Raw genomic sequence first — 25,781 nt, 5'->3', positions numbered from 1 at the left:
TCACAGCGAAAGGAACGGGCCTTTTCAGAGCTGCGCGATCCTCGCGGGCAGGCAGATCATCCCGGTGGAACGCTGGCGTTCCTCCACGTCGAAGGATGCGGCTTGCATCAGGTCTTGGAGATGCGCGTCGGTCGAGTCCATGATCGAGGCGTTGACGAAGTACTTGCCGACCGCGAAGTTCACATCGGACAGCTCGAAACGGATCGTGGCGGCGCCTTCCAGCGGTGGAAGCGACACGTCGATCTTGTCGGACGCGACGCCGAATACATTCTGACCTAGCGGGTTATCGATGCCGATCGCGCACGCCCAGCCTTCAAGTCGGGACGCCGACTCGACCGTCACATCGATGATCATTTGGTCACCGAACGCGATGACATCTCCCGGATCCTTGCCCTCCGCGCGAACGTCCACGGAGAGCACACGGGCGACACGCCCGCGCGGGCGCCGTGCGCCGTCGCGCTCCTCTTCGGTATCACGGACGAAATCCGCCTCCCGCCCATCCGACTCATCAGACGGCTCCTGTTCGAGCCGCTGCTGCTCGAGCAGATCGCGGAAGTGGGCGACCGCCGTGATCGGGGCGCCGTCGAAGAACACCTGCCCATGGTCGAGCAGGATCACCCGATCGCACAGCTCGGTCACCTGACCGAGCGCATGGCTGACGATGATGATCGTGCGACCCTCGGCCTGGAACGCTCGGATTTTGTCGAGGCATTTTCGTTGAAAGGCCTCGTCACCCACCGCGAGAACCTCATCGACGAGAAGTATGTCGGGGTCTGTGTGTACAGCGACGGCGAAGGCAAGACGCACGTACATACCCGACGAGTAGAACTTGACCTGGGTGTCGATGAAGTCGCCGATGCCCGAGAATCGGACGATGTCGTCGAACTGGGCCGCGGTCTCTTCCCGGGTCAGCCCCAGGACGGAAGCGTTCAGGAAGACGTTCTCCCGCCCGGTGAGGTCCGGATGGAAACCGGCACCGAGCTCGAGGAGGGCCGCCAGACGCCCGCGTCGCCTCACGGATCCGTCGGTAGGATCGAGGATGCCCCCGATGACCTTGAGAAGCGTGCTCTTCCCGGAGCCATTGTGCCCGATCAGGCCGATGGTGGTGCCGGCTTGGATATCAACCGACACGTCGCGCAGCGCCCAGAAGTCCTGGCGGTATTTCCTCCCCTGCCGGCCCAGGGTCACGACGCGCTCCTTGAGGGAGGAATCCTTGCGGATAGTGAATCGCTTGTCGACGTTCGTCACCTCGACGACGTTCGGGCGCTCCGGCGCGGCCATTCGGCTCACAGTCCCTTCAGCGTTCATAGCTCCTGCGCAAAATTGCCCTGCAGCCGCAGGAAGACCCGGTGACTCGCAAAAAGGATGACGACACCCACCCCGAGCGCGATTGTCAGCCGCAGCCACAGCTCGGTCGGTTGGGCGTACCCGTCACCGGCGACCCAGAACGCATGCTGGAACCCGATGACGGCGAGGGTCAGAGGGTTGTTCGTGTACACCTCTAGCACGACGGGCGACTTGATGAGCGACGCGACCATCTGCCACGAGTAGACGACGGGGCTGGCCCAGAACAGAATCATCGTTCCCAGCTCCACCAGATACTGGACATCGCGCAGATAGACGTTCCATGCGCTGAAGAGGATGCCGAACGCGGCCCCGTACACCACGATCACGGCGAGGGAAAGCGGCGCGTACCAGAGTTGGGTGTGGAGCGGGAACTTGCCGACGACCAGCGTCGCCAGCAGCAGGATGACCAGCTGCACGCCGAAGTTGAAGAGAGCGGATCCGATGCTGGCGAGCGGGAAGAGCTCGCGCGGCACAAACACCTTCTTCACCAAGCCCGCGTTGCCCAGGATCGAACCGGTCGCGCCGAGCAGAATTTCAGAGAACAGACCCATCGCCGTCAGACCGGAAAAAATATACACCGCGAAATCGGGTATGCCCTTCGCGGCCTGCAGGAACTGTCCTACGACGATGAAATAGATGGCCAATTGCATGAGCGGTCGCGCCATCGACCAGAAGAACCCGAGCACCGAGTCCTTGTAGCGCGCTTTCAGGTCACGTCTCACGAGGAGATCCAGCATCTCGCGATACCGGAAGATCTCACGGATGGGAGCGACGACGCCCCACACGCTGGCTCCGCGGCGCGCCGTCGTACCGCTGAGCGGGAGAGCGGCAAGTCGTCTATAACGCTCGACCGCCACCGGACTGTCAGACATCATCGAATCCTAACCTTCTGATCCCGCGGACGAGGAACGTCCACGAGCGCGCCGTCTGCCCGCCGAGGAGCGCCTCAGGAGCGGGAGGGCGACGCCGATCATACGAGCGATCCGAGGATGCACGGCGAGGTACATTCGCACGAAGTCACGCCGCGTCCCGTGACCCACGTATCCGGCGCGCTTGACGGACGCGATCCGATCGGTCATGCCTCCCGGAATCTGCCCGGCGACCTCGTCGAGCGCGTATTCCATCATCGTGTGGCTGATCGCGAAGTAGTCTCTCGTACTCACGGTGCGTGTGTAGTAGCCGTCCTGAGCGGCCACGTACGTGGGCATGCGCTCGAGGACGTGCGCAAGCCCCCCGTCGCGGTACGCCTCGGCGCCGCCGAAGTCCGCGAACGACCACGGGTGATCGACGAGGCGGCGAAGCGCGGCCGGCCGCGCGACATACATCGAGCCGAACGGCGCGAGCGGTGAGATCTCGTCGAGCGGAACCTCCACACCCAAGGTCCGGGCCAGCGTCGCGAACCCTGGTTTGTTCGACCACCACCCTCGACCGAGCGTGGGATAACCGATATGGATCATCGGGGGGTAGACGATGCCGAGACCCGGCTCGCGCTCGAAGAGCGCGACGAGGTTCGCCGCGTACCCCTCGGTCGCAAGCAGGTTTAGAAACTGCTGCTCGCGGAAGTGACGGCCGACATTGAACCCGTCCTGCGGAGTCTTCTTCGAGTGGAGCTTGACGACGAGATCGTACGTCGGGTCGGTCAGACGATCCCGGCAGCCGATCAGGAACGCGCTCTGATCGCGACCATCGTTGGATGCCAGCACTCGCACGTCGGTCTCCAGCGCGCGCACGCTCCGCGCGGCGAGGCGATCCAGGATGCTCTGTCTCTTGGCCTCGTCCGGAGTCGTGATCACCAGGTCGTACGGACACGGTAGTCGCTCGACGAGATCCACCATCTCGTCGGTCATCTCCGGGTAGAAGATGTGGAGCGCGGCGAGAGCCTTGATCGACCTCCCCGCAGCCCGGTCGGAGCTTTCCAGGTACGGGAGGACTTCATGCATTGCGGCGTTCGTGTAGAGCACGCGTGGTTCAGTCGTCTTGACGAGGGAACGGAGGATCAGATCCGCCGGATATCCCGCCGACGCCAGCTGACGTAGAAGGTTACGGGGCACGACACCCTTCTCGTTGAGCACGGAAGGGAAGGTGTCGAAGCAGATCCTGTCCACCATCGGGCATCCAGCCGCGACGAGCAGATCGGGGTTGCACAGCGCCGGATCCAGCGAATCGAAGTCCGTGCCGGGGAACGCGACATCGCGCCCGAACCCCGCCGCGTTGAGATGTTCTTCGACCACCCGGACCGGAACATCCGGAGCCTCTTCGGATCCCGCATCGACTCCGTCGCGCCAGAACTGCTCCCACTCGGATGAGCGCAGGACTCCGTCGCGAACGACGAGCCAGTTGATCCGTAGGCGCCCCGCCGCGCCGCCATTTCGTCGGACGTGCTCGGTCAGACCCCAAAGGTCGGCCTGCGAACTCGCCATGCGCGCGAACAACCCGGCGAGGTCTCCAACCGGACCGAACCACGAATCGTCGGTCACCACGAGCTCGACGGGACCGGACCATGCATCGCTGGGCAGATGGCGTATACCTACCGCCCATGCCGCTGTCACGCTCGTGGCGACGGGAACCGTGATAATCAGATCCGCGACCTCGTCGAGCGAACGCCGCGCCTCGCTGCTCAGCTCCCCGCGCGCGACGACCGTGACGTCGCCGTCAGCCGCGGTCCGCAGCGCGGCGAGCGCATAGAACGCTCCCGCGGACAACCTACCGTCCGAAACAAAGGCCGTATAGAGCACATGGCGCACGCGTTCGGATACATGCTGACCCGTCGACATCAGTTCTCGTCCCCTCGACGGAGTACTCGACGGGCGAGCCCCTTGCACAGAATCACGACGCGACGCGCCCGATAATAGACCGGCTCGATGAACCTCGCGACGCGGGGATGATTCGCCCGGATGTACATGCGCGTCATCCCGACGATTCCTCCGTGGGGCGCCCACCCCGCCCGATGGAAGAACGAAATCTGATCGACCGGGTAACCCGGCGTCGTGGAAAGAAGCTGATCGAGTTCGAACTCGACTTGCGTATGGCTGACAGCTGCGTGCTCGGAGTTCAACACTGTTCGACAGTGGAAGCCATGTTCACCCATCGTGTACACCACCATCCGCTCCTGCGTCTGCGCGAGCGAGATTCCCGTGTACTTGACGGAGGGGGCGTAGTCCTCGTAGGTCCACGTCCGGTACAGCATCGTGCGCACCGCCTCGCGACGCCCGAGCAGCATCCCGCCGAGAGGAGCGACGATCGACGCCCCGTCGAGCGGCACCTTCACCCCCGCCGACTTCAGGGTGTCCGCCACTCGTCCCCGGTACACCGACCATGCCGAGCCGGTCGCGGGAATCCCGACACGGATCGTGGGGGGGAAGACGGCACCGAGACCGGGCTCGCGCTGAAACAGCCCGAGGAGGTTCGCGAAGAACCCGGGCGATCCGATGAGATTGTCGATCTGATGGGACGAGAAGTACGCGCTGACTGCCCTGGACTTGCGCACCGAGGACTTCGCATGAAGCAGGAGAAGGAGATCGTGCGAGCCGTTCTCGATGACGTCGCGATGACCGACGAAGAAGGCCGCCATGTGGCGCCCGGGGTTCTTCGGAATCGCGCGCACCTCCACCGTCCCGAATCCGGACATGTCGCGGCGCGAGAGGATGCCGTCGACGGCATCCGCGACGTCGCCCTCGACCGCGCTCACATACAGGTCGGCGCACACGGGGAGCGCGACGAGAAGATCGAGCAAAGGGTCGAGGTGCGGAACGGATGAGACGTGCAGGAGCACCGCTAGCCTCGGCGGATTGGTCTCGTCATAGTCGCTCGCGCGGTCCCCGAAGACCTCGAGCATGCCTGCGTTCGTGTTCACGATCCGCGGCGACACGTTGCGCGACAGATTGTCGAGAATCAGCTCGGTCGGGTAACCGGCCGCTGCGATCCGATCGAGCAACTCCCTCCCGATGACGGCATGCCGGTCGAGGAAGGGCGGGTAGTGGAAGAACGGACGCCGCTTGACGAGAGGACATCCGTCATCGATCAGGAGGTCAGCGTTGAACAGCGCGGGGTGATCCGTCGGGTATGACGCCGACGGAAAGGCGACGTCGTGAACGAATCCGAGCTCGGCGAATCGGTGCGTGAACACCACCTCGTGCTTCAGGACCGCGTCGAAGTAGTCGGGCATCTCCGGGAGCTCGGCCCAGTAGGTCCGCCACTCTTGCGACAGGAACATCGGCGGTCGCACAGCGATCCAGAACGACTGAAGATGATAATGGAGCACCCCCTCACCAGTGAACGGGTTGGGCTCTTCCCGCGCATGGTCGGTCATCCCCCAGAAGTCGACGGATCGCCGATCCATGTCTTCGAATACGGGCGCGTACGGCCGGACAGGTCCGAACCAGGTGTCGTTCGTCATCACGATCTCGTCGTAGTCGCCTACCCCATCGCCCAGGTAGTCGAGCGCTTCTTTGTGCGCCCATATGTCGAAGCCACGGTTGCGGCGAACGAGCACGTCGCTCACCAGCGGCGCGAGTCGCTCGCGCGCGTTCTCGGCGAGCTTGCCGTTCACGACGGCGAGGATGTCCGTGGTGGGCGTACGAAGACCGGATAGTGCGTGAAGGACGTAGTCCTCCACCTGACCTCGCCGATCCCAGATCACGTAAATGATGAGACGTCGCCCACCATCCCTGAACGGCGCTGTCCCCCGCCCGCTCGTCGCGTCGGCGATCACCCGCGCCCCTGCTCGAGAGCCTTGAGCAGGTACGCGCCGTATCCGCTCTTCACGAGGGGCTGGGCGCGCTCACGCAACTCGTCGTCGCTCAGGAACCCGAGACGCCAGGCGACCTCTTCGGGGCATCCGATCGACAGGCCCTGACGCTTCTCGACGGTGCGGATGAAGTCCGTCGCCTCGCTGAGCGAGTCGAACGTTCCGGTGTCGAGCCAGGCGGTGCCGCGCGGCAGGAGTTCGACTTGCAGCCGACCCTGCTCGAGGTAGGTCTTGTTGACGTCGGTGATCTCGAGCTCGCCGCGCGGCGACGGGGTGAGGTTCTTGGCGATCTCGACCACGTCGTTGTCGTAGAAGTAGAGTCCGGGCACAGCCCAGTTCGACTTCGGGTGGGCGGGCTTCTCCTCGAGGGAGACGGCGCGCCCTGCCGCGTCGAATTCCACCACGCCGTAGGCGGTCGGGTCGTCGACCCAGTAGCCGAACACGACGCCGCCCTCGAGGTCACTGTACTGACGCAGGCGAGTGCCCATGCCCTGGCCGTAGAAGATGTTGTCTCCGAGCACGAGCGCGGCCGACTCCGAGCCGATGTGCTCTTCACCGAGCACGAACGCCTGCGCGAGCCCGTCGGGCGACGGCTGCTGCTTGTACGTGATCGACACCCCGAACTGCGAGCCGTCGCCGAGCAGGCGCTCGAACTGCGCGGCGTCGTGCGGCGTCGTGATGACGAGGATGTCGCGGATGCCCGCGAGGATCAGCGTCGAGAGCGGGTAGTAGATCATCGGCTTGTCGTACACCGGGACGAGCTGCTTCGAGACACCGAGGGTGATGGGGTGCAGCCGCGAGCCGGTACCGCCGGCCAGGATGATTCCACGCATGGACTCCAGTCTCCCCGATGAGGCCGAGCCTGACCAAACGCCGACGGATCGCCGAGGACGCGCACGGTAGCGTTCTCTCGTGGCCAAGCTTCTCGTCACCGGCGGCGCCGGTTTCATCGGTTCGAATTTCGTGCACCACGTGGTGGCCCACACCGACCACCACGTGACCGTGCTCGACAAGCTCACCTACGCGGGCAACCGCGCCTCGCTCGACGGGCTCCCCGAGAACCGGGTGTCGTTCGTGCAGGGCGACATCGCCGACGCCGCCCTCGTCGACGAGCTGTTCGCGGGCGTCGACGCGGTCGTGCACTACGCGGCCGAGTCCCACAACGACAACAGCCTCAACGACCCGCGGCCGTTCCTCGACACCAACATCATCGGCACGTACACGCTGCTCGAGGCGGCCCGCCGCCACGACACGCGCCTGCACCACATCTCGACCGACGAGGTCTACGGCGACCTCGAGCTCGACGACCCGGCGCGCTTCACCGAGTCGACGCCCTATAACCCGTCGTCGCCGTACTCGTCGACGAAGGCGGGCTCTGACCTCCTCGTCCGCGCCTGGGTGCGCTCTTTCGGTGTGCGGGCCACGATCTCGAACTGCTCGAACAACTACGGGCCGTTCCAGCACGTGGAGAAGTTCATCCCGCGTCAGATCACGAACGTGATCCGCAGCATCCGCCCCAAGCTCTACGGCGCGGGCGAGAACGTGCGCGACTGGATCCACGCCGACGACCACTCGTCGGCGGTGCTCACCATCCTCGAGAAGGGCGAGCTGGGCCAGACGTACCTCATCGGCGCCGACGGCGAGCGCAACAACAAGGATGTCGTCGAGCTCATCCTCGAGACGATGGGGCAGCCCCGCGACGCCTACGACCACGTCACCGACCGCGCCGGGCACGACCTGCGCTACGCGATCGATTCGACGAAGCTGCGCACCGAGCTCGGCTGGACGCCGCAGTTCCAGGATTTCGAGTCGGGTCTCGCGAACACCATCGATTGGTACCGCGCGAACGAGGCCTGGTGGGCGCCGTCCAAGGACGCCACCGAGGCGTTCTACGCCACGAAGGGGCAGTGACCGGTGGTCGACGTCGGCAAGGCCCTCGCTCGCCGTGAGACCGCGATCCCGGGCCTGGTGATCTTCGATCTGCCCGTGCACGGCGACAACCGCGGCTGGTTCAAGGAGAACTGGCAGCGCGAGAAGATGCTCGCCGCCGGACTCGAGGACTTCGGTCCGGTGCAGAACAACATCTCCTTCAACGACGCCGTCGGGACCACCCGCGGCATCCACGCGGAGCCCTGGGACAAGTTCGTCTCGGTCGCGACCGGACGCATCTTCGGCGCATGGGTGGACCTGCGCGAGGGGCCGACGTTCGGGGCGGTCGTGACCGCGGAGCTCGACGCCTCCACCGCCATCTTCGTACCGCGCGGTGTCGGCAACTCGTACCAGACGCTCGAGCCGAACACCGCCTACGTCTACCTCGTCAACGACCACTGGTCACCGAGCGCGACGTACTCTTTCCTGAACCTCGCCGACGAGACCGCCGCGATCGCCTGGCCTATCCCGCTGGCCGACGTGGAGATCAGCCCGAAGGACCTCGCGCACCCGCGCCTCGCCGACGTCACCCCGATCCCGCGCCGCAAGACCCTCGTTCTCGGCGCGAACGGGCAGCTCGGCCGCGCGCTGCGTCAGCGATTCGCGGATGCCGCCTGGGCCGAGTTCGCGACCCGCGACGACCTCGACCTCACCTCCGACGAGCTCGCATCGGCCCGCCGGTGGCGCGACTACGACACGATCATCAACGCAGCCGCCTACACCGCGGTCGACAAGGCGGAGACCCCCGAGGGACGCGTCGCCGCCTGGGAGGCGAACGCGACCGCGGTCGCCGCTCTCGCCCGTATCGCGACCGCGAACGGCATCACGCTCGTTCACGTCTCCAGCGATTACGTCTTCGACGGCACGAAGCAGAACGCATACACCGAGACCGATCCGTTCGCGCCGCTGGGCGTCTACGGCCAGAGCAAGGCGGCCGGCGACGCCATCGTCGCGACGGTTCCCCGCCACTACGTCATCCGCACCAGCTGGGTGATCGGCGACGGCAACAACTTCGTGCGCACGATGGCCTCCCTCGCCGGCCGCGGCATCGACCCCGCGGTCGTCGACGACCAGGTCGGTCGACTGACTTTCACCGACACGATCGCCGACGCCATTGCCCACCTTCTCGAGACGGGCGCCACCTACGGCACCTACAACGTCACGAACGGCGGAGACGCAGCATCCTGGTTCGACATCGCCCGCGAGGTCTTCCGGCTCACCGGGAACGACCCGGAGCGCGTGCGCCCGGTGTCGACCGCCGAGTACTTCGCAGACGCCACAGCGGCCGTCGCGCCGCGCCCGGCGAACAGCGTGCTCGACCTTACGGCGATCCAGGCATCAGGATTCACCCCCGCGCGCGTCGAGGATGCACTGGTTCGCTATCTCGGCAGCTTCTGACGCGAGCGCCTCACAGCTCCGCGTGGAGCTCCCAGACCCGCGCGGCGTGGTCGGACCAGGAGAAGCCGCGTCCGCGATCGCGGGCCAGCACCCGCAGTCGCGCGCTGTCGCCGATCGCGTCATGCAGCGCTGCGCCGAGCTCGGCGGGGTCGACGAGCACTCCCCCGTCGACGATGATCTCCCGATGGTCGTCGCAGTCCGCGGCGATGACCGGCACCCCCACGGCGAACGCCTCGAGGACCCGCCACGGGAACGCCGAGGCCCGCGAGGGCGCGATGACGGCGACCGCCGCATCCAGCACCGCCGCGCGGTCGTGCGCGTCGAGCCCGGCGAGCACCCGCAGGTGGGCGCTCGGCACCCCGGCCTGCTCCGCCCGCGCCCTCACCCGGTCGACGCGCATGTCGCCGGCGCCCAGCACGACGATCGGCACATCCGGGGCGCCGCACAGTGCCGCCGCGAATCCGGCGTCGAGGTCGGCCTCGGCACCCGCACCGTCGAGCACGAGCACGCGGTCGGGCACGACGAGCGCGCGGCGGCGTCCGATCGCGTCACCGGGAACGGCAAACCCCTCAGGTGCCGCCCCCGCGATCACGCGTACACGGCCGCGCAGCTTCGTGGTCGCCGCCAGTCGCTCCGCGATCGCATGGGTCGGGACGATCACGGCGTCGGCGTGCCGTTCGGCGCGCTTGAGCATCGCCTTGTGCGCGAGCGCGGCGGTCTTCGACGCGGCATCCGAGAAGTCCGGGATCTCCCACAGCGTCACGATCGTCTGGTCGTTGTCGTTGATGCGGTCGTGACGCACGAGCGGCGCCGCGAGAGTGGGCGAGTGGATGAGCCCGCCGCCGACACCCGGCGCGACGCCGAGCTGCCAGGACGTCAGAGCGGCGGACCGCGGCATCCCGACCGCGTCGACGCGGGCGAGACCGGGCACCTCGCGCTCGAGGGCGGCGGAGTCTCCGGCGGGCACCAGGGCCGCCACCTCGCAGTCGCGCGGCGCGGTCGCGATGAGCGCGCGCGCCACCTCGGCGGACACCGCGGTGAATTCCGACGCGGGCGCTCCGACCAGTTGATCGAGCACCACGCGCAGGGTCACCGTCATGACATCGAGACTACCCACCCCGCCCCGGGCGAACCCGAGCACGCGCTCAGTCGGACGGGCTCGGCGATGCGGTCGACGGGTGCAGCTTCTGCGCGACGAGCGTGCGGATGGTCGCGAAGTCGGGGTTGTCGGGGTCGATGTTCGCACCGGCGGGCGTGAGCTCGAGCGACTGCACGGGCTGACCCTTCGCCTTGATCGCGAGATCGAGGAAATAGCCGATCATCGAGTCGGGGATGTCCGTTTCGATGATGTGGGTGCCGGCGTTGGCGACATCCTGGAAGCGCGAGAGCACGTTCGCCGGGGTGAACTGCGCGAGGATCGCCTCCTGCAGTTGACGCTGGCGGAGCATCCGGTCCCAGTCGCTCGTCGTGTAGCGCGAGCGGGCGTACCACTGCGCCGTGTCGCCATCCATGTGCTGCGCACCCGGCTCGATCCACCCGATCGCCCACTTGCTCGCGGGCTCGTTCGTGTACGTCGGCCCCCAGCCCTTCGGGAGTCGTTCGGTGACGGTGATGTCGATGCCGCCGAGCGCGTCGATGAGGGCCGCGAAGCCGTCCATGTCGATGAAGACGTAGTACGGGATCGTGAGTCCGGTGACGCCCTCCGCGGCATCCTTCACCGCTTCGATACCGGGGCTGTATTGATACGTGGTCGCGTCGGGATAGATGTCGGTGCCCTTGCGGAGCACGTTCACCTCGGTGAAGATCTCGTTGATCGCGCAGTGGGCGGTGCCGCAGTTCTTGCCCTTGTAGCCGTCGGGGAAGAGCGTCTGCATCGGCCCCGGCGCGAACGGCACGTCCTTCATGTCGCGCGGGATACCGGTGATCGTGACCTGTCCGGTGTCGGCGTTGACGGATGCCACGGAGATGCTGTCGGGGCGCATCGAATCGCGTCCCGCTCCGCTGTCGACGCCCAGCAGGAGGATGTTGTAGTACCCGTCGGTCGGCGCGACGGCGGGGCCGCCCGCGCTGAACACCGACCCGAGCGCATTCCGTGCCGAGCCGACCAGCACCGCCGCGTACCCCGCGCCGCCGCTGACGACGAGCGTCACCGCGACGACAGCGGCCGGCACCGCGAGGCGTGCCCACGGGCGCGTCTTGATGAGCCGTACGAGCCGCAGCGTGTCGAGGGCGAGCACGATCCAGAGCACGGCGTACGCGACGAGGGCGATCTGGATGATCAGCAGCACGAGACTGTTCGTGACGACCGTGAGGAAGAACGGTCGCCACACAACGGCGACGAGCACGGCCAGAACCGCGAGCACCCACATGACGAGGGTCGCACCGAGGCCGAGTTTCGCGAGGCGGCGGTTGCCCGCCGCGGCCTGTGCCGAGCCCGGGATCAGGAGGTTCACGACGACGAGCCACCAGGCCCGCCGCGTCATGACCGCCGGCGACGTGCTGTCGGGGTAGCGGATCGGATAGGGGTTGACGAGACCCCGTTCGTCGCCCGGCCGCCGGGGGGTGCGGGGGGCGACGGTCACAGGCTGTCCTTCAGGCGGCGGTTCTTCTGCGCCACCTGATCCTCCAGCTCGCGCGCGTACGCCTCGACCCTGTCGGCGAGGCGCGGATCGGAGGCGCCGAGGATGCGCACGGCGAGCAGCCCGGCGTTCTTCGCGCCGCCGATCGAGACGGTCGCGACCGGGATGCCGCCGGGCATCTGCACGATCGACAGCAGCGAGTCGAGCCCGTCGAGGGTCGCGAGCGGCACCGGCACCCCGATGACGGGGAGGGCGGTGACGGAGGCGAGCATCCCGGGGAGGTGCGCGGCACCGCCGGCGCCCGCGATGATCGCCTTCAGGCCGCGGCCGCGCGCCTCACGCCCGTAGGCGATCAGCTTGTCGGGGGTGCGGTGGGCGGAGACGATCTCGACCTCGTGCGGCACGCCGAAGTCGCTCAGCACCTGGGAGGCGTCGGCCATCACCCGCCAGTCGGAGTCGGAACCCATCACGACCCCGACGAGGGGCGCGTCGGAGGAATGCAGCGCGCGCGTCACCCGTCCAGGCTAGGGCGCTCGTGCTGGACACCACCGCAACGGCGCGCGGTCACGGCATCCGGGCGCCGGGCGCCCGGCGCACGCCTCAGTCGAGGAAGAAGGATGCCGCGGCCGCGGCGTCCGCGCGGACCGCGTCGAGATCGCTCCCCGACACGTTGACGTGGCCGACCTTCCGCCCGGGTCGGGGCGCCTTGCCGTACGCGTGCACCTTCGCGTCGGGGTGCGCGGCCATCGCCGCAGCGAAGCGCTCGTCGAGCGATCCGGCGACGGGGCCGCCGAGCACGTTGATCATGACGGTCCAGGGCGCGCGCGCGGCGGTGTCGCCCAGGGGCAGATCGAGCACGGCACGCAGGTGCTGCTCGAACTGGCTTGTCACCGCGCCGTCCTGCGTCCAGTGGCCGCTGTTGTGCGGGCGCATCGCGAACTCGTTGACCAGCACGCGTCCGGAGGCCGTCGCGAACAGCTCGACCGCCAGCATCCCGGTGACGCCGACGCCGTGCGCGACGCCGGTCGCGATGCGGGTCGCCTCGGCGGCGACCTCGGGGGCGAGGCCCGCCGCCGGGGCGACGACCTCGGCGCACACGCCGCCGCGCTGCACCGTCTCCACGACCGGATACGCGACGAGCTCCCCCGAGGGGCGGCGGGCGACCTGCGCGGCGAGCTCGCGGTCGAAGTCGACGAGCTCCTCGACGAGCAGCGCACCGCCGCGGCCATCCTCGGCGAGCGCCGCGAACCAGTCGTCGGCGTCGGTGGCCGCACCGACGACCCGCACGCCCTTGCCGTCGTAGCCGCCGCGCGGAGTCTTGACCACGGCGCGGCTGCCGTGGGAGGCGAGGAATGCACCCAGCGCCTCGGCGTCGGCGACCTCCGCCCAGTCGGGCTGAGGGAGGCCGAGCTCGGCGACCTTGCGGCGCATCGCGAGCTTGTCCTGCGCGTACTGCAGGGCGTCCGGCCCGGGGTGCACGGCGACGCCGTCGGCGATGAGGGCGCGCAGCACGTCCTGCGGAACGTGCTCGTGGTCGAAGGTGAGCACGTCGACGTCTTTCGCGAACGCCCGCACCGTCTCGATGTCTCGGTAGTCGCCCACGGCCGTCGCGGCGAGCGCCGCCGACATGCCCGGCTCCTCCGCGAGCACGCGGATCTCCACGCCCAGCTCGACCGCCGGGGCGATCATCATGCGGGCGAGCTGCCCGCCCCCGACGACTCCGACGCGCACGGTCATGCGTCTCCCTTCGACCGATCCATTCTGCCGCAGGCGTCGCGACGGGTGCGCGTCAGAGGGTCTCGCCGGTGGTGTGACTGTCGCGGTGGGCCAGGATCTGTCCGACCTCGACCTGGTCGACGAGCACCTCGTGCACGAGGTTCACGTCGCGGATGCCGCGCAGCACGAGAGGTTTCTCGGTGCCGGAGGCGAGCTCGATCGTGCCCGCGCGCCACAGACGCTGCCACAGGCCGCGCCGGACGGTGATCGCATAGCCGCGCGTGTGACCGACCTCGCGGTGGGTGCGTGAGAGCAGACCGCTGCGCTCGATGACCCGGCGCGTCGTGATCGTGTAGGTGTGCGCGGACCACGCGAGATACGGCAGTACGACGAGCAGCACGATGACGATCGCGGCCACGGCGGGGAGCACCCAGATCGGCAGCCCGAAAGGCGGGTCGAACAGGAAGTAGCCGGTCGCGCCGCACACTGCGATGAGCAGAAGCGCCGACCAGAACAGTCCGGCACCCACCGGTCGCATCCGGGCGATGCGCCGTTCGGGCGCGTCGACACCCGGGGCAGGGGTCTGCGGCCGGCCGTAGCCGTAGGCCGAGGTGTTGCTCACCCTCTCATTGTGGCGGCCGGTACCGACGGCGCGAGCTGCGCCACGCGGGACCGGAACGGCGAGCGACGCCCCACCTCACCGCACGTGGGTGACGTCTCCCGCTGCGACGGCCGTCTCACCCGCAGCCCCGCGCACGACCAGGCGTCCGTCGGGGTCGATGCGCACAGCCTCGCCCACGAGCGCGGAACCGTCGGGGAGGGACACGGTGACGGCGCGCCCGAGCGTCAGGCACAGCGACTCGATCTCACCTCGCAGACCCGCCGCCGACGCGTCGCCTCCGGCTGCCGCGAGCGCGGCCAGCTGCTCGTCGAGAGCCGTCAGGTAGTCGGCGATCAGGCGATCCTCGTCGACGGCGACCCCGAGGGCGGCGAACGAGGTCGCTGTGGTCACGGGCAGGTCGACCGCGGCCATCCGCGTGTTCACTCCGGAGCCGACGACGACGGTCGAGGGCGAGCCGGCGACGGCTTCGGCGAGGATGCCGCAGATCTTCAGTCCGTCCACGAGCACGTCGTTGGGCCACTTCAGCCCGGCGGAGTTGCCGGTTCCGCGCAGCTGCGCGGCGACAGCGCGGGTCATCGCGGCGCCGGCGGCGAGCGGGATCCAGCCGCGGGCCGCAATCGGGAGCCCGGCGACGTCGACGACGACGGACAGGGCGAGCGCGGCGCCGGGTGGCGCGACCCAGGTGCGGTCGAGGCGACCCCGCCCCCGACGCTGGTCGGTGGTCAGCAGCGCCGACAGGTGCGGCCAGTCGCGGGGCGCGTCGCGGACGGCGGCCACGAGGTCGGCGTTCGTGGAGTCGGTGTGCTCGGCGACCTGGAGCCTCGGGCTGACCGCGGCGGCGAGGGGGAATCCTGCGGTGGGAATGGGCATGCCGCCACCCTACGCGCGGGCTCCGGGCCGTCGGCATCCGCCGCCATGTCTCAGACGAGGAACAGCGGATGCCTCCGCCTGTTGTCCGAACCCTCCAAGCGTCGGACGGGGCCGGTGGATAGGGTGGAATCCGTGACCGACACCCCCGACCTCACGACCACCGCTGCCAAGATCGAGGACCTGCGCCGCCGTTACCGCGAGGCGGTCGTCGACGCCGAGACCGTCGCGCAGACCAAGCAGCACGCCAAGGGCAAGCTCACCGCCCGCGAGCGCATCGAGATGCTGCTCGACCACGGGTCGTTCACCGAGGTCGATGAGTACGTGCGCCACCGCACCACCGCGTTCGGCATGGAGAAGTCGCGTCCCTACGGCGATTCCGTCGTCACCGGCGTCGGCACGATCCACGGTCGCACCGTCGCCGTCTACTCGCAGGACTTCTCGACCTTCGGGGGCTCCCTCGGCGAGGTCGCGGGCGAGAAGATCATCAAGGTCATGGAGCTGGCGCTGCGCAGCGGCATCCCGATCATCGGCGTGCTCGACTCGGGCGGCGCGCGTATCCAGGAGGGTGTGGTCGCGCTCGGCAAGTACGGCGAGATCTTCCGCCTGAACACCGCCTCGTCGGGCGTGATCCCGCAGATCTCGATCATCATGGGCCCGGCTGCGGGCGGTGCCGTCTACGGCCCGGCGCTCACCGACTTCGTGATCATGGTCGACAAGACCAGCCAGATGTTCGTCACCGGCCCCGACGTGATCAAGACGGTCACCGGCGAGGACGTCGGGATGGACGAGCTCGGCGGCGCCCACACGCACAACACCCGGTCGGGCGTCGCGCACTACCTCGCCGACGACGAGGAGGACGCGATCGACTACGCGCGCTCGCTGCTCGCCTTCCTCCCCGACAACAACATGTCGGAGGTGCCCGACTACGAGTCGGCGTTCGACTTCGAGACGACCGACTCCGACCGCACCCTCAACACGGTCATCCCCGACTCCCCCAACCAGCCCTACGACATGCACGGCGTCATCGAGCACATCGTCGACGACGGCGACTTCCTCGAGGTGCAGCCGCTGTTCGCGCCGAACATCCTCATCGGGTTCGGCCGCGTCGAGGGCCGGTCGGTGGGCATCATCGCCAACCAGCCGTCGCAGATGGCGGGCACCCTGAACATCGACGCAGGCGAGAAGGCGGCGCGTTTCGTGCGCTTCTGCGACGCGTTCTCGATCCCGATCGTGACGCTCGTCGACGTGCCCGGCTACCTCCCCGGCACCGACCAGGAGTGGACCGGCGTCATCCGCCGCGGCGCGAAACTCCTCTACGCGTATGCCGAGGCGACAGTGCCGCTGGTGACGGTGATCCTGCGCAAGGCCTACGGCGGCGCGTACATCGTCATGGGCTCCAAGCAGCTCGGCGCCGACATCAACCTGGCATGGCCGACCGCCGAGATCGCGGTCATGGGCGGCCAGGGCGCGGTGAACATCCTCTACCGCGGCGAGCTCAAGCGCGCCGAGGAGGCCGGCGAGGACGTCGCCGCCGTGCGCGCCCGCCTCGCCAACGAGTACACCTACAACGTCACCTCCCCGTTCCTCGCCGCCGAGCGCGGCGAGCTCGACGGCATCATCGAGCCGGCGCAGACCCGCGTGTCGATCGCGAAGGCCCTGCGGGCGCTGCGCGGCAAGCGTGCGTCGCTCCCGCCGAAGAAGCATGGGAACATCCCCCTGTGAGCCTGTTCGACGAGACGGATGCCGCGTCCCCCGTGCCCGTGCGCATCGACGTGCGTCGCGGCAACCCGACGGACGAGGAGCTGGCGGCGATCGTCGCGGTGGTGACCGAGGCATATGCGGCCGAACAGGCGGGAGCGGTCGCCGCCCCGGCGCGGCGACCGAGCGGATGGCAGCTCACCCGCCGTGCGCTGCGCACATCGATCGACCGCAGGGGCGGCTGGGGCGGCTTCCGCGGTTGATCCGACGCTGTCGGAACGATGTCACCCGAAGTACCTACATACAGGCGCGCTGAAGGTGCGAATACTGATATCGCTGGGTTTCCCAGCGAGAGCTCGACCTGACACTGTTGCGGGGTCAGGGAACCACTCGCAGACGATATCGGGTAATCGTCTGCTGGCGAGGGGCAGGCGCATCCGCCGCCCCTCGCCCTCTCTTTTTGTGCGCGGCAGGTCTGCGCGAGCACTCCGAGCGCTCAGCGCGGCGAGCGCTCGATCTCGCGCCACAGGTCGACACTGTCGTCCTCGTCGAGGCCGATGGTGCGGGCGGCGCGCCCGACGACCGTGACGGCGACACGAGGATCGCTGCTCGTGCGCACGTACACACGGTCCGACCGGGCCGAACGCAGGGTGTCGGCCAGCTCGGCCCGGATCTCGCCCAGCTCCTCCTCGCCGATGTCGTCGATCGCCCCGTCGTCGGACAACGACACGGATGCCCCGCGTCGGCGCACGCTCTCGAGCGCCGCCCTGACTTCGGGATCGAGCAGGCGCGCACCGCGCAACTCGTCGCGCAGGCGCCCCTCCACCACGCGCGCCTCGATCCGTTCGTCGTCGGAGAGGACGCCCCGGCGATCGATGACCCGGGCGAGCGCGTCGCCGGCGCTCAGAAGCACACGGTTCACCTGCACGCGGCGTTCGTGGGCCTGCGCGCCCTGCGCGGCCGATTGGGCCGAAGCGACACGCTGCACCTCGCCGAGCCGTTCCGTGTCGAGCGCGGCACGGTCGAGTGCGAGCACCAGGAACTGCGCGGCGCCCACCCAGACCGTCGACCCGACGAGACCGAGACCGAGCGCGGTCGCCGGGCCCAGCAACGAGATCGACCACCCCGCGAGCACGACGATTCCCGTCCACGCCATCCAGGGGCGCCGGCGCACGGTGAGCGTCGCCATGAGCGCGCCGGTGGCACCGAGGTACCAGGTGGTGTGCGTCCCCGGCGTCGTGTGGGGGCCCGCGCCGTAGGCGACGAGCGGGGGCAGTGCCACCGTCGCCGCGAGGGCGAGCAGCGCCAGCGGGATGGGCAGGTGATCGCCCGAACTCGACACCGTCTCCGGCTGGCTCGACCGCGTGATCACCGCGGTCCAGCCCCACAGGATGCACAGCCACGCCACCGCCAGGTACCCGAGCATGCAGCCCAGCAGCAGCCATCCGTCGTCGACGGGCGCGCCGATCCACATGCCGCGGAGCGTGAGCGCGACGCTGAACGCGACCGCGAGGAGTCGGATGACGGAGGCCGTGGACATCAGGAGACCGTCGCCTTCCAGATGAGGTCGATGACCGTGCCCGAAGCATCCGAGGAGATGCGGGTCTCGCCGCCGAACGCGGCCACGCGCGCGATGATCGACCCGCGCACGCCCAGGCGGTCATCCGGGATCTCGTCGATCGAGAAGCCGGGCCCGGCGTCGCGCACGGTCACCGTCACCCGGCCGGGCGCACGCTCTCCCGTCACGGTCACCTCGAGCCCGGCACCGTCGGCGTGGGCGATCGCATTGACGATGGCCTGGGTGCCCGCGAGCACCATCGCCCGCATTGCACGGCCGGGCACATCCGGGGTGTCGGGGGCGATGCGACGGCGGACCGCGGCATCCGACCCCGCCTCGACGAGCGCGCGCTGCAGCTCGTCCGCGAGCGATGACGCCGACCGGGGATGGTCACTGCCCTCGCCCGCCGTGACGTCGACGTTCGCGAGGCGGTTGAGCGCGTCACGTGCCATCTGCACGGCGAGCTCGCGCTCCCGATCGGTCCCCGCGCGCTGCGCGGCGATGAGCGCCGCGATGACGCTGTCGTGCATCAGAGCGGCGACGGCCACACGCTCACTCTCGGTCGCAGCCATCGCCGCCGCCCGCGCGGACGCCTCGATCGCGCGTTCGCGATGCTCGTCGATACGGCTCGCCGTGGAACGGAACGTCCAGGCGAGCGCGAGCAGCACCGCGCCGAAGATGACCAGGAACGCGACGTCGAGCGCCGTCGGCAGCCAGGCCGCCGGCGCGAAGCCGAGCTCGACCATGCGCATCGCACCGTAGACGACAGGGATGCCGACCGTCGCGATGACCTGCCACCGCCTCGGGAGCGCGACGACGGCGGCGAGGGTCGCGACGTTGCCCAGCACATAGGGCCAGGCGTGCGAGGTGGCGGGCGATCCGTGGCCGTAGGCGCCGACGGGCCACAGGACGAGGGCGATCGTGTAGGCGATCACGAAGATCGTGCCGGCGAGCTCCTTCTGCCACCCCGTCGCGAACGAGACGATCGCCACCGCGAGGGGGACGAAGATCAGCAGGATCTCGATCGTGTTCCAGAACGGATCGACCGCCTGCCAGGCGATCGCCTCGACGATCGTCTGGGCGCCGAGCACCACGCTCGCGAGCGCCACGGCTCGGCCGAGCACCATCTCGACCCGCTCGCGGGTGAGGGATCCGTCGCGCGCGATCGCGTGGGGCGCCGGCAGCACCACGGGGCCCGAGTCGAAGCGGATGCCGCTCATGACCGCGCCCCGGACACGACCGCGTCGGGGTCGATGACGCCGTCCTCGACCGCTCGCTGACGGAGGTCGATCTTCGTCGGGGCGGGCCTGCCGACCTCGATGTACTTCGCCCGGATGCGGGAGATGTTCTCCTTGGCCGTGTTGTACGTGATGCCGAGGCGCTGCGCGACGAGTTTCAGCGGGAGTCCGGCGGCGTAGAGCGCGAGCGCCTCGCGCTCGCGCGCCGAGAGCTGGGCATCTCCGAACGCGCTGTCGCCGGCGACCGCGCTCGCCCACTCGATGTTGTTCAGCGGCTCCCCGGCGGCGACCGTGCGGACGGCGTCCACGATGTCATCCATCGGCGCCGACTTGCTGATGACACCCGCCGCGCCCGCCGCAAGCGCCTCGCGCACGGCGACGAGCCGGTCGGCGACGCTGTAGATGACCACCTCGGAGCCGTCGGACTGCAGCGACTGGATGTTCTCGCTCACCGTCGTGCCGTCGCCGAGGGTGATGTCCAGGAGCGCGACCTGCACCGGGTCGGCACCGGAGTCGCGCAGCCACCGCCGGTAGTCGCGCACACCGCTGCCCGAGAACACGACGTCGATCATCGCGTCCCGCGAGCACGCCGCCTCGACGCCGAGTCGCACCGACTCGTGGTCGTCGATGGTGGCGACGCGGATCATGCGCTCATGCTATCCGCGGGGCGCGACCGGAGTCAGGGTCGCCACGGCCTCGATGTGATGCGAGTGCGGGAACAGGTCGATCGCCCGCACGCTGGAGGTCTCGTAGCCGGCCTCGCGGAAGAACGCCAGGTCGCGGGCGAGGGCGGCAGGGTCGCAGGCGACGTAGGTCACCGCAGCGGGCGCGAGCGCGACGAGAGCCCGCACGACGTCACGGCCGGCGCCCGCGCGCGGCGGGTCGAGCACCACGACTCCGCGGGAGAGCCGGTCGCGGTCGCGCACGGAGGCTCCCGCGGCGAGCGCGGCGAGCCATCGGTCGACGCGACCCGTCTCGGCGCGAGCACCCACCCACTCCGACAGGTTCTCGCCGGCGTGCTCGGTCGCGCGCTCATCGGCCTCGACCGAGACCACCTGAGTCGCCTCGCCGCCGAGTTCGGCGATCGTCGCGGCGAACAGTCCCACCCCGCCGTACAAGTCGAGGTGGCGCCCCTCGGAGTCGACACCGACGACGCCGAGCTCAGCGGCGACCGCAGCGGTGAGGGTCGCGGCGGCGAGGCGGTGCACCTGCCAGAAGCCACCCGCATCCACCCGGAACGCACGCTCCCCGACCCGTTCGACGACCGGCTCGAACGCCGGGTCCTTCGGGTTCACGGGCCGGCGCTGGCCGCGGGCGAGGGCCGGCCGGTTGATCACACGCACACGTCCGTCGGCGGGCTGGACCAGGTCGATGCGCCCGGGGCGCTCCCCGATGAGGCGCGCCGCGGCGCGCTCGATCGCCGCCGTGGCCAGGGGCAGCGTCTCGGTGCGCACGACGCGGTGGCTGCGCGAGGCCATCGGCCCGACCGTCCCCGATTCGTCGACGTGCAGGCTCACGCGGGTGCGCCAGCCGCCGCGGTCCGCGGGCTCCGGCGCGAGGCCGTCGACGGGCGCGGGGGCCTCGATCGTGACCGGAAGGTCGAGGCGTCCGACGCGGCTCAGCGCGTCGGTGACGACCTGCTTCTTGAGCTCGAGCTGCCGCGGCAGCGCGATGTGACCGAAGTCGGCGCCGCCTGGGCGACAGTCGGCCGGCACGTCGAGCCCCGCCTCGGCCCACACGTGGGGCACACGGTCGGGCGAGGCATCCAGGATCTCCACCGGCTCCGCGCGCCAGAACGACTTGTCCCCCGCCTCGGTCACCCGCACCCGCACACGCTCGCCGGGGAGGGTGTCGGTCACGAACACGACGCGCCCGTCGCCCCCGACCCGGCCGACGAACACGCCGCCGTGCGCGACGCCGGTGATGTCGAGATCGATCAGGTCGCCCGCAGAAGTCATCCCCCGAGCCTCCCACACCGGGGCGCTCCGCGCGGCGGATGCCGCGGGCTACCGTGGTGCGCATGCGCGTCGTGCTCGCCTCCACCTCTCCCGCCCGCCTCATGCTGCTGCACCAGACCGGCATCGACCCCGAGACCCGCGCCCCGCAGGTCGACGAGGAAGCGGTCGTCGCGGCGGTCGAGGCATCCGAGGGGCGCACGCTCTCCCCCGACGAGCACGTGCTGCTGCTGGCCCGACGGAAGGCGGCGGATGTCGCGGCCGCCGTGCGCGCCGACGACCCCGCGTTCGACGGCATCGTCATCGGCGGCGACTCGATGTTCGCGCTCGGTGACGAGATCCTCGGGAAGCCCTACACCGCCGAGGCGGCGACGGCCCGATGGGAGCAGATGCGCGGCCGCACCGGGGTGCTGCACTCCGGTCACAGCGTGTTCCGGCTGACCCCCGACGGCGGTCACCGCGAGGAGCACGCGGTGGCCGCGGCATCCGTCACCTTCGCCGCCGACGTCGACGACGACGAGATCGCGGCCTACGTCGCGACGGGCGAACCACTGCTCGTCGCGGGTGCGTTCACCCTCGACGCGCGGGCCGCCGCCTTCATCTCCCACATCGACGGCGACCCCTCGACGGTGGTCGGGATGTCGCTCCCCACCCTGCGCTCGCTGGTGCGTCGGCTGGGAGTCGACTGGACGTCGCTGTGGGTGGATTCGTAGACATCCGCACACGCTTCCGCCGAGTTCTTGTGAGGGACGGTCAAATTCCGCCGGGAATCCGTCGGTAGGCTGGCACTCATGCCTCGAATCGCCAAGGTCCTCGTTGCCAATCGCGGTGAGATCGCCGTCCGCATCATCCGCGCGGCGCGCGACAGCGGCAGGTCCTCGGTGGCGGTCTACGCCGACCAGGACCGCGACGCCCTCCACGTGCGGCTCGCCGACGAGGCATACGCCCTCGACGGCGCCACGAGCGCCGAGACCTACCTCTCCATCGAGAAGATCCTCTCGATCGCCCGGCGCTCCGGCGCCGACGCCGTGCACCCCGGCTACGGCTTCCTCGCCGAGAACGCCGAGTTCGCCCGCGCCGTCCTCGACGCCGGCCTCGTGTGGATCGGCCCCTCGCCCGACGCCATCGAGGCCCTCGGCGACAAGGTGACGGCGCGACACGTCGCCGAGAAGGTCGGCGCCCCCCTCGCCCCCGGTACCCCCGGGCCCGTCGCCGACGCGTCGGAGGTCATCGCGTTCGCCGAGCAGGTGGGTCTTCCGATCGCGATCAAGGCCGCCTACGGCGGCGGCGGCCGCGGCCTGAAGGTCGCCCGCGAGCTCGACGAGGTCGCCGAGCTGTTCGAGTCCGCCACCCGAGAGGCCGTCGCCGCGTTCGGCCGCGGCGAGTGCTTCGTCGAGAAGTACCTCGACAAGCCGCGCCACGTCGAGACCCAGTGCCTCGCCGACGGCGCCGGCACGGTCGTCGTCGTCTCCACCCGCGACTGCTCGCTGCAGCGCCGCCACCAGAAGCTCGTCGAGGAGGCCCCGGCGCCGTTCCTCACCGAGGCTCAGCGCGAGACGCTCTACAGCGCGTCGAAGGCGATCCTGAAGGAGGTCGGCTACATCGGCGCCGGCACCTGCGAGTTCCTCATCGGCGCCGACGGCACCATCTCCTTCCTCGAGGTGAACACCCGCCTGCAGGTCGAGCACCCGGTCTCCGAAGAGGTGACCGGCATCGACCTCGTGCGCGAGCAGTTCCGCATCGCCGAGGGCGAGCTGCTCGGCTACGGCGACCCGGAGCCGGTCGGCCACTCCTTCGAGTTCCGCATCAACGGCGAGGACCCGGGCCGCGCCTTCCTCCCCCAGCCCGGCCCCATCAAGGTGTTCAAGACGTTCGGCGGGCCGGGCACCCGGCTCGACTCCGGCGTCACCGCCGGCGACACCGTCTCGGGCGCGTTCGACTCGCTGCTCGCGAAGATCATCGTCACCGGTCGCGACCGTCAGGAGGCGCTCGAGCGCGCCCGCCGCGCCCTCGACGAGTTCGAGGTCGCGGGGCTCCCGACGGTGCTCCCCTTCCATCGCAAGGTCGTGCGCGACCCCGCCTTCACCGCCGAGAACGGCGAGTTCGGCGTGTTCACGCGCTGGATCGAGACCGAGTTCGACAACGACATCGCCCCGTGGGACGGCGAGCTCGCCGACCCCGCGCCCGCCGAGACGCGACACACCGTCGTCGTCGAGGTCGGCGGCAAGCGACTCGAGGTGAGTCTGCCCGATCGCATCGCCGGCTCCCCGGCCCAGGTCGGCCGCCCCGCCGCCGTGCCCTCGTCGCGCCGCTCGCACCAGACGTCCGCCACCGCGGGCGCCTCGGGCGACGCGGTCAAGTCGCCGATGCAGGCGACGGTCGTGAAGATCGCCGTCGAAGAGGGTCAGCAGGTCGTCAAGGGCGACCTCGTCGTGGTTCTCGAGGCCATGAAGATGGAGCAGCCCATCCAGGCCCACAAGGACGGTGTCATCGGCGCGATCAACGCCGATCCCGGCACGACCGTGTCGGCCGGCCACCAGCTGCTCACGATCTCCTGACGCACACGGCGAGGCCGCGGCATCCGATCAGCCGATCAGGATGCCGCGGCCTCGTCGTTCGTCAGTTCTCGTCGCCGCTGGAGCGCTCGACGCCGTGCATCGCGCGCACGGCGTCCTGTATGGAGCCGGTCAGCGAGGGGAACACCGCGAACACGCGCGACATCTGGTCGACGGTGAGGCGGCGCTCGACGGCGATCGCGAGCGGGTAGATGAGGTCGGAGGCGCGGGGACCGACGATCACGCCGCCGATGACCGTGCCGCTGCCCTCGCGGGCGATCACCTTCACGAAGCCGTCCTTGATGCCCATCATCTTGGCGCGGGCGTTGGCCGCGAGCGGAAGCTTGTGCACGACGCCGTTGATGAGACCGGCGGCGATGTCCTTCTCCTGCCAGCCGATCGTCGCGATCTCGGGCGCGGTGAAGATGTTCGCGGTGATGCGGCGGGACTCGAGCGGGATGACGACGTCGCCGAGCGCGTGGAAGACCGCGGTGCGACCCTGCATCGACGCGACCGACGCGAGCGGCATGAGCGTCGTGCAGTCTCCGGCCGCGTAGATGTTCGGCACCGATGTGCGCGAGACCCGGTTCACCCGGATGTGACCGGAGTCGGTCAGCTCGACGCCCGCCTCGGCGAGACCGATGTCGTGGGTGTTGGGGATCGAACCGACCGCCATGAGGCAATGGCTGCCGACGATCTCGCGGCCGTCGGCGAGGAGCACGCGCACGCCGTCGTCGGTGCGTTCCACACGGTCGGCGCGCGCCTTGGCGAGGAGGGTCATCCCCCCGCGGCGGAAGACCTTCTCGAGCACGGCGGCCGCGTCGGGGTCCTCACCCGGGAGCACCTGGTCGCGGCTCGAGACGAGGGTGACCTTCGCCCCGAGGTTCATGTAGGCGGAGGCGAACTCGGCGCCCGTGACACCCGACCCGACCACGATGAGGTGCTCGGGAAGGGTCGCCATGTCGTAGAGCTGTGTCCACGTGAGGATGCGCTCGCCGTCGGGCTTGGCGTGCGGCAGCTGCCGGGGCGAGGCGCCCACCGAGACGACGAGGGTGTCGGCCTCGACCCGGTCGAAGGCGGTGCCCTGCGGCCCGGTCGAGACGACGACGGCTCCCGGGCCGTCGAGCCGGCCGTGGCCGGAGATGATGCGCACGCCCGCCTCGACCAGCGACGAGCGCATGTCGTCGGACTGCTGGCGGGCGAGAGCGAGCAGCCGCTTGTTGACCGCGGCCAGGTTGATGGCGATCTCGGGGGTGAGCGGCGTGCCCTTGGCGTCGCGCGCGAACAGCTGCACGCCCAGGTCGCTCGCACCCGCGATGGCGACGGCGGCATCGGCCGTGGCGATCAGGCTCTTCGACGGCACCACGTCGGTGATGACGGCCGAGCCGCCGACGCCCGCACGCTCGACGAGGGTCACCTCGGCCCCGAGTTGGGCGGCGGCCAGGGCCGCCTCGTAGCCGCCGGGTCCGCCTCCGATGATCGCGACCCGCTGGGCGTTATCGAAGCTCGTCGACATGCCTCCATTCTGGTGCGTCTCGTCGCGCGCAGCGAACCGGGACCGACTGGCCC

The 25,781-nt window shown here is 69.6% G+C and carries 22 protein-coding genes; 6 read left to right on the top strand and 16 right to left on the bottom strand.

Going from position 1 to position 25,781, the window contains the following annotated elements; translation table 11 throughout:
• Positions 1-24: 24 nt before the first annotated feature.
• From RR49_RS11665 to rfbA, 5 genes are all read right to left on the bottom strand, one after another.
• Positions 25-1,281, bottom strand: coding sequence for an ABC transporter ATP-binding protein (locus RR49_RS11665; RefSeq protein WP_157013190.1), 1,257 nt, complete (start codon positions 1,279-1,281; stop codon positions 25-27).
• Positions 1,282-1,304: 23 nt separating this feature from the next.
• Entirely contained in the window at positions 1,305-2,219 is a 915-nt protein-coding gene (locus tag RR49_RS11660; RefSeq protein WP_048808906.1) for an ABC transporter permease, read from the bottom strand.
• Between the two features lie 9 nt (positions 2,220-2,228).
• A complete protein-coding gene (locus RR49_RS11655; protein WP_169815904.1) occupies positions 2,229-4,091 on the bottom strand; it encodes a rhamnan synthesis F family protein in 1,863 nt (620 codons plus the stop codon).
• Between the two features lie 29 nt (positions 4,092-4,120).
• Positions 4,121-5,962, bottom strand: a complete 1,842-nt coding sequence (locus tag RR49_RS11650; RefSeq protein ID WP_052672049.1) for a rhamnan synthesis F family protein — start codon at positions 5,960-5,962, stop codon at positions 4,121-4,123.
• A 92-nt stretch (positions 5,963-6,054) separates the two neighbouring features.
• Complete coding sequence (gene rfbA, locus RR49_RS11645; RefSeq protein ID WP_045248262.1) at positions 6,055-6,927, bottom strand: glucose-1-phosphate thymidylyltransferase RfbA; 873 nt, start codon at positions 6,925-6,927, stop codon at positions 6,055-6,057.
• Positions 6,928-7,006: 79 nt separating this feature from the next.
• On the opposite strand from rfbA, the gene rfbB reads away from it, so the two are divergent.
• Entirely contained in the window at positions 7,007-8,005 is a 999-nt protein-coding gene (rfbB, locus tag RR49_RS11640; protein WP_045248261.1) for a dTDP-glucose 4,6-dehydratase, read from the top strand.
• 3 nt (positions 8,006-8,008) lie between these two features.
• On the top strand, positions 8,009-9,421 hold the full coding sequence (gene rfbD, locus RR49_RS11635; RefSeq protein WP_045248260.1) for a dTDP-4-dehydrorhamnose reductase: 1,413 nt from the start codon (positions 8,009-8,011) through the stop codon (positions 9,419-9,421).
• A gap of 10 nt (positions 9,422-9,431) precedes the next feature.
• Here rfbD and RR49_RS11630 read toward each other — a convergent pair whose 3' ends face one another.
• From RR49_RS11630 to RR49_RS11605, 6 genes are all read right to left on the bottom strand, one after another.
• Positions 9,432-10,520: a glycosyltransferase gene (locus RR49_RS11630; RefSeq protein WP_045248259.1), complete on the bottom strand. Its 1,089-nt coding sequence runs from the start codon at positions 10,518-10,520 to the stop codon at positions 9,432-9,434.
• 46 nt (positions 10,521-10,566) lie between these two features.
• On the bottom strand, positions 10,567-12,003 hold the full coding sequence (locus RR49_RS11625) for an LCP family protein (protein WP_045248258.1): 1,437 nt from the start codon (positions 12,001-12,003) through the stop codon (positions 10,567-10,569).
• Entirely contained in the window at positions 12,000-12,467 is a 468-nt protein-coding gene (gene purE, locus RR49_RS11620; RefSeq protein WP_045248333.1) for a 5-(carboxyamino)imidazole ribonucleotide mutase, read from the bottom strand. The genes RR49_RS11625 and purE overlap by 4 nt, the downstream gene beginning before the upstream one ends.
• Before the next feature lie 133 nt (positions 12,468-12,600).
• Positions 12,601-13,737 (bottom strand): 5-(carboxyamino)imidazole ribonucleotide synthase, encoded by a 1,137-nt coding sequence (locus RR49_RS11615; RefSeq protein ID WP_045248257.1) that lies wholly within the window; start codon positions 13,735-13,737, stop codon positions 12,601-12,603.
• Positions 13,738-13,789: 52 nt separating this feature from the next.
• Positions 13,790-14,338: a PH domain-containing protein gene (locus RR49_RS11610; protein ID WP_045248256.1), complete on the bottom strand. Its 549-nt coding sequence runs from the start codon at positions 14,336-14,338 to the stop codon at positions 13,790-13,792.
• A gap of 75 nt (positions 14,339-14,413) precedes the next feature.
• Entirely contained in the window at positions 14,414-15,208 is a 795-nt protein-coding gene (locus tag RR49_RS11605) for a biotin--[acetyl-CoA-carboxylase] ligase (protein ID WP_045248255.1), read from the bottom strand.
• Positions 15,209-15,331: 123 nt separating this feature from the next.
• Between RR49_RS11605 and RR49_RS11600 the strand changes: the two genes are divergently transcribed.
• Together RR49_RS11600 and RR49_RS11595 are read left to right on the top strand one after the other, a co-directional pair.
• Positions 15,332-16,930, top strand: coding sequence for an acyl-CoA carboxylase subunit beta (locus RR49_RS11600; protein WP_045248254.1), 1,599 nt, complete (start codon positions 15,332-15,334; stop codon positions 16,928-16,930).
• Positions 16,927-17,169 carry an acyl-CoA carboxylase subunit epsilon gene (locus tag RR49_RS11595; protein WP_048808900.1) on the top strand — a complete coding sequence of 81 codons (243 nt, stop codon included), beginning with the start codon at positions 16,927-16,929 and terminating at the stop codon, positions 17,167-17,169. Before RR49_RS11600 ends, RR49_RS11595 begins: the two co-directional genes overlap by 4 nt.
• A 233-nt stretch (positions 17,170-17,402) precedes the next feature.
• On the opposite strand, the gene RR49_RS11590 is transcribed toward RR49_RS11595, so the two are convergent.
• Genes RR49_RS11590 through RR49_RS11575 form a run of 4 tightly spaced genes read right to left on the bottom strand, consistent with a single transcriptional unit; the run spans position 17,403 to position 21,660 of the window.
• Positions 17,403-18,446, bottom strand: coding sequence for a hypothetical protein (locus tag RR49_RS11590; protein ID WP_045248253.1), 1,044 nt, complete (start codon positions 18,444-18,446; stop codon positions 17,403-17,405).
• A complete protein-coding gene (locus tag RR49_RS11585; protein ID WP_048808899.1) occupies positions 18,446-19,684 on the bottom strand; it encodes a sensor histidine kinase in 1,239 nt (412 codons plus the stop codon). The genes RR49_RS11590 and RR49_RS11585 overlap by 1 nt, the downstream gene beginning before the upstream one ends.
• The gene (locus RR49_RS11580; protein WP_045248252.1) at positions 19,681-20,349 is read right to left on the bottom strand and encodes a response regulator transcription factor; all 669 of its coding nucleotides are present in this window, start codon (positions 20,347-20,349) and stop codon (positions 19,681-19,683) included. Before RR49_RS11580 ends, RR49_RS11585 begins: the two co-directional genes overlap by 4 nt.
• 9 nt (positions 20,350-20,358) lie before the next feature.
• Positions 20,359-21,660 (bottom strand): class I SAM-dependent RNA methyltransferase, encoded by a 1,302-nt coding sequence (locus tag RR49_RS11575; protein ID WP_045248251.1) that lies wholly within the window; start codon positions 21,658-21,660, stop codon positions 20,359-20,361.
• 62 nt (positions 21,661-21,722) lie between these two features.
• On the opposite strand from RR49_RS11575, the gene RR49_RS11570 reads away from it, so the two are divergent.
• Positions 21,723-22,370: a Maf family protein gene (locus RR49_RS11570; RefSeq protein ID WP_045248330.1), complete on the top strand. Its 648-nt coding sequence runs from the start codon at positions 21,723-21,725 to the stop codon at positions 22,368-22,370.
• 78 nt (positions 22,371-22,448) lie between these two features.
• Positions 22,449-24,215, top strand: a complete 1,767-nt coding sequence (locus tag RR49_RS11565) for an acetyl/propionyl/methylcrotonyl-CoA carboxylase subunit alpha (RefSeq protein ID WP_045248250.1) — start codon at positions 22,449-22,451, stop codon at positions 24,213-24,215.
• 61 nt (positions 24,216-24,276) lie between these two features.
• Here the strand turns inward: RR49_RS11565 and RR49_RS11560 are convergent, their stop codons facing one another.
• Entirely contained in the window at positions 24,277-25,728 is a 1,452-nt protein-coding gene (locus RR49_RS11560; RefSeq protein ID WP_045248249.1) for an NAD(P)H-quinone dehydrogenase, read from the bottom strand.
• Positions 25,729-25,781 lie beyond the last annotated feature (53 nt).

The sequence above is a fragment of the Microbacterium ginsengisoli genome (assembly GCF_000956535.1).
GTDB lineage: Bacteria > Actinomycetota > Actinomycetes > Actinomycetales > Microbacteriaceae > Microbacterium > Microbacterium ginsengisoli.
Note: the sequence above shows the minus strand (reverse complement) of the source record. Positions and strands in the feature narration are given on the sequence as shown.

Coding starts and splice junctions, on each gene's coding strand:
- RR49_RS11665 (WP_157013190.1), bottom strand. CDS start 1,281: ATGGCCGCGCCGGAGCGCCCGAACGTCGTCGAGGTGACGAACGTCGAC.
- RR49_RS11660 (WP_048808906.1), bottom strand. CDS start 2,219: ATGTCTGACAGTCCGGTGGCGGTCGAGCGTTATAGACGACTTGCCGCT.
- rfbA (WP_045248262.1), bottom strand. CDS start 6,927: ATGCGTGGAATCATCCTGGCCGGCGGTACCGGCTCGCGGCTGCACCCC.
- RR49_RS11630 (WP_045248259.1), bottom strand. CDS start 10,520: ATGACGGTGACCCTGCGCGTGGTGCTCGATCAACTGGTCGGAGCGCCC.
- purE (WP_045248333.1), bottom strand. CDS start 12,467: ATGGGTTCCGACTCCGACTGGCGGGTGATGGCCGACGCCTCCCAGGTG.
- RR49_RS11615 (WP_045248257.1), bottom strand. CDS start 13,737: ATGACCGTGCGCGTCGGAGTCGTCGGGGGCGGGCAGCTCGCCCGCATG.
- RR49_RS11605 (WP_045248255.1), bottom strand. CDS start 15,208: ATGCCCATTCCCACCGCAGGATTCCCCCTCGCCGCCGCGGTCAGCCCG.
- RR49_RS11590 (WP_045248253.1), bottom strand. CDS start 18,446: ATGTCCACGGCCTCCGTCATCCGACTCCTCGCGGTCGCGTTCAGCGTC.
- RR49_RS11585 (WP_048808899.1), bottom strand. CDS start 19,684: ATGAGCGGCATCCGCTTCGACTCGGGCCCCGTGGTGCTGCCGGCGCCC.
- RR49_RS11580 (WP_045248252.1), bottom strand. CDS start 20,349: ATGATCCGCGTCGCCACCATCGACGACCACGAGTCGGTGCGACTCGGC.
- RR49_RS11575 (WP_045248251.1), bottom strand. CDS start 21,660: ATGACTTCTGCGGGCGACCTGATCGATCTCGACATCACCGGCGTCGCG.
- RR49_RS11570 (WP_045248330.1), top strand. CDS start 21,723: ATGCGCGTCGTGCTCGCCTCCACCTCTCCCGCCCGCCTCATGCTGCTG.
- RR49_RS11565 (WP_045248250.1), top strand. CDS start 22,449: ATGCCTCGAATCGCCAAGGTCCTCGTTGCCAATCGCGGTGAGATCGCC.
- RR49_RS11560 (WP_045248249.1), bottom strand. CDS start 25,728: ATGTCGACGAGCTTCGATAACGCCCAGCGGGTCGCGATCATCGGAGGC.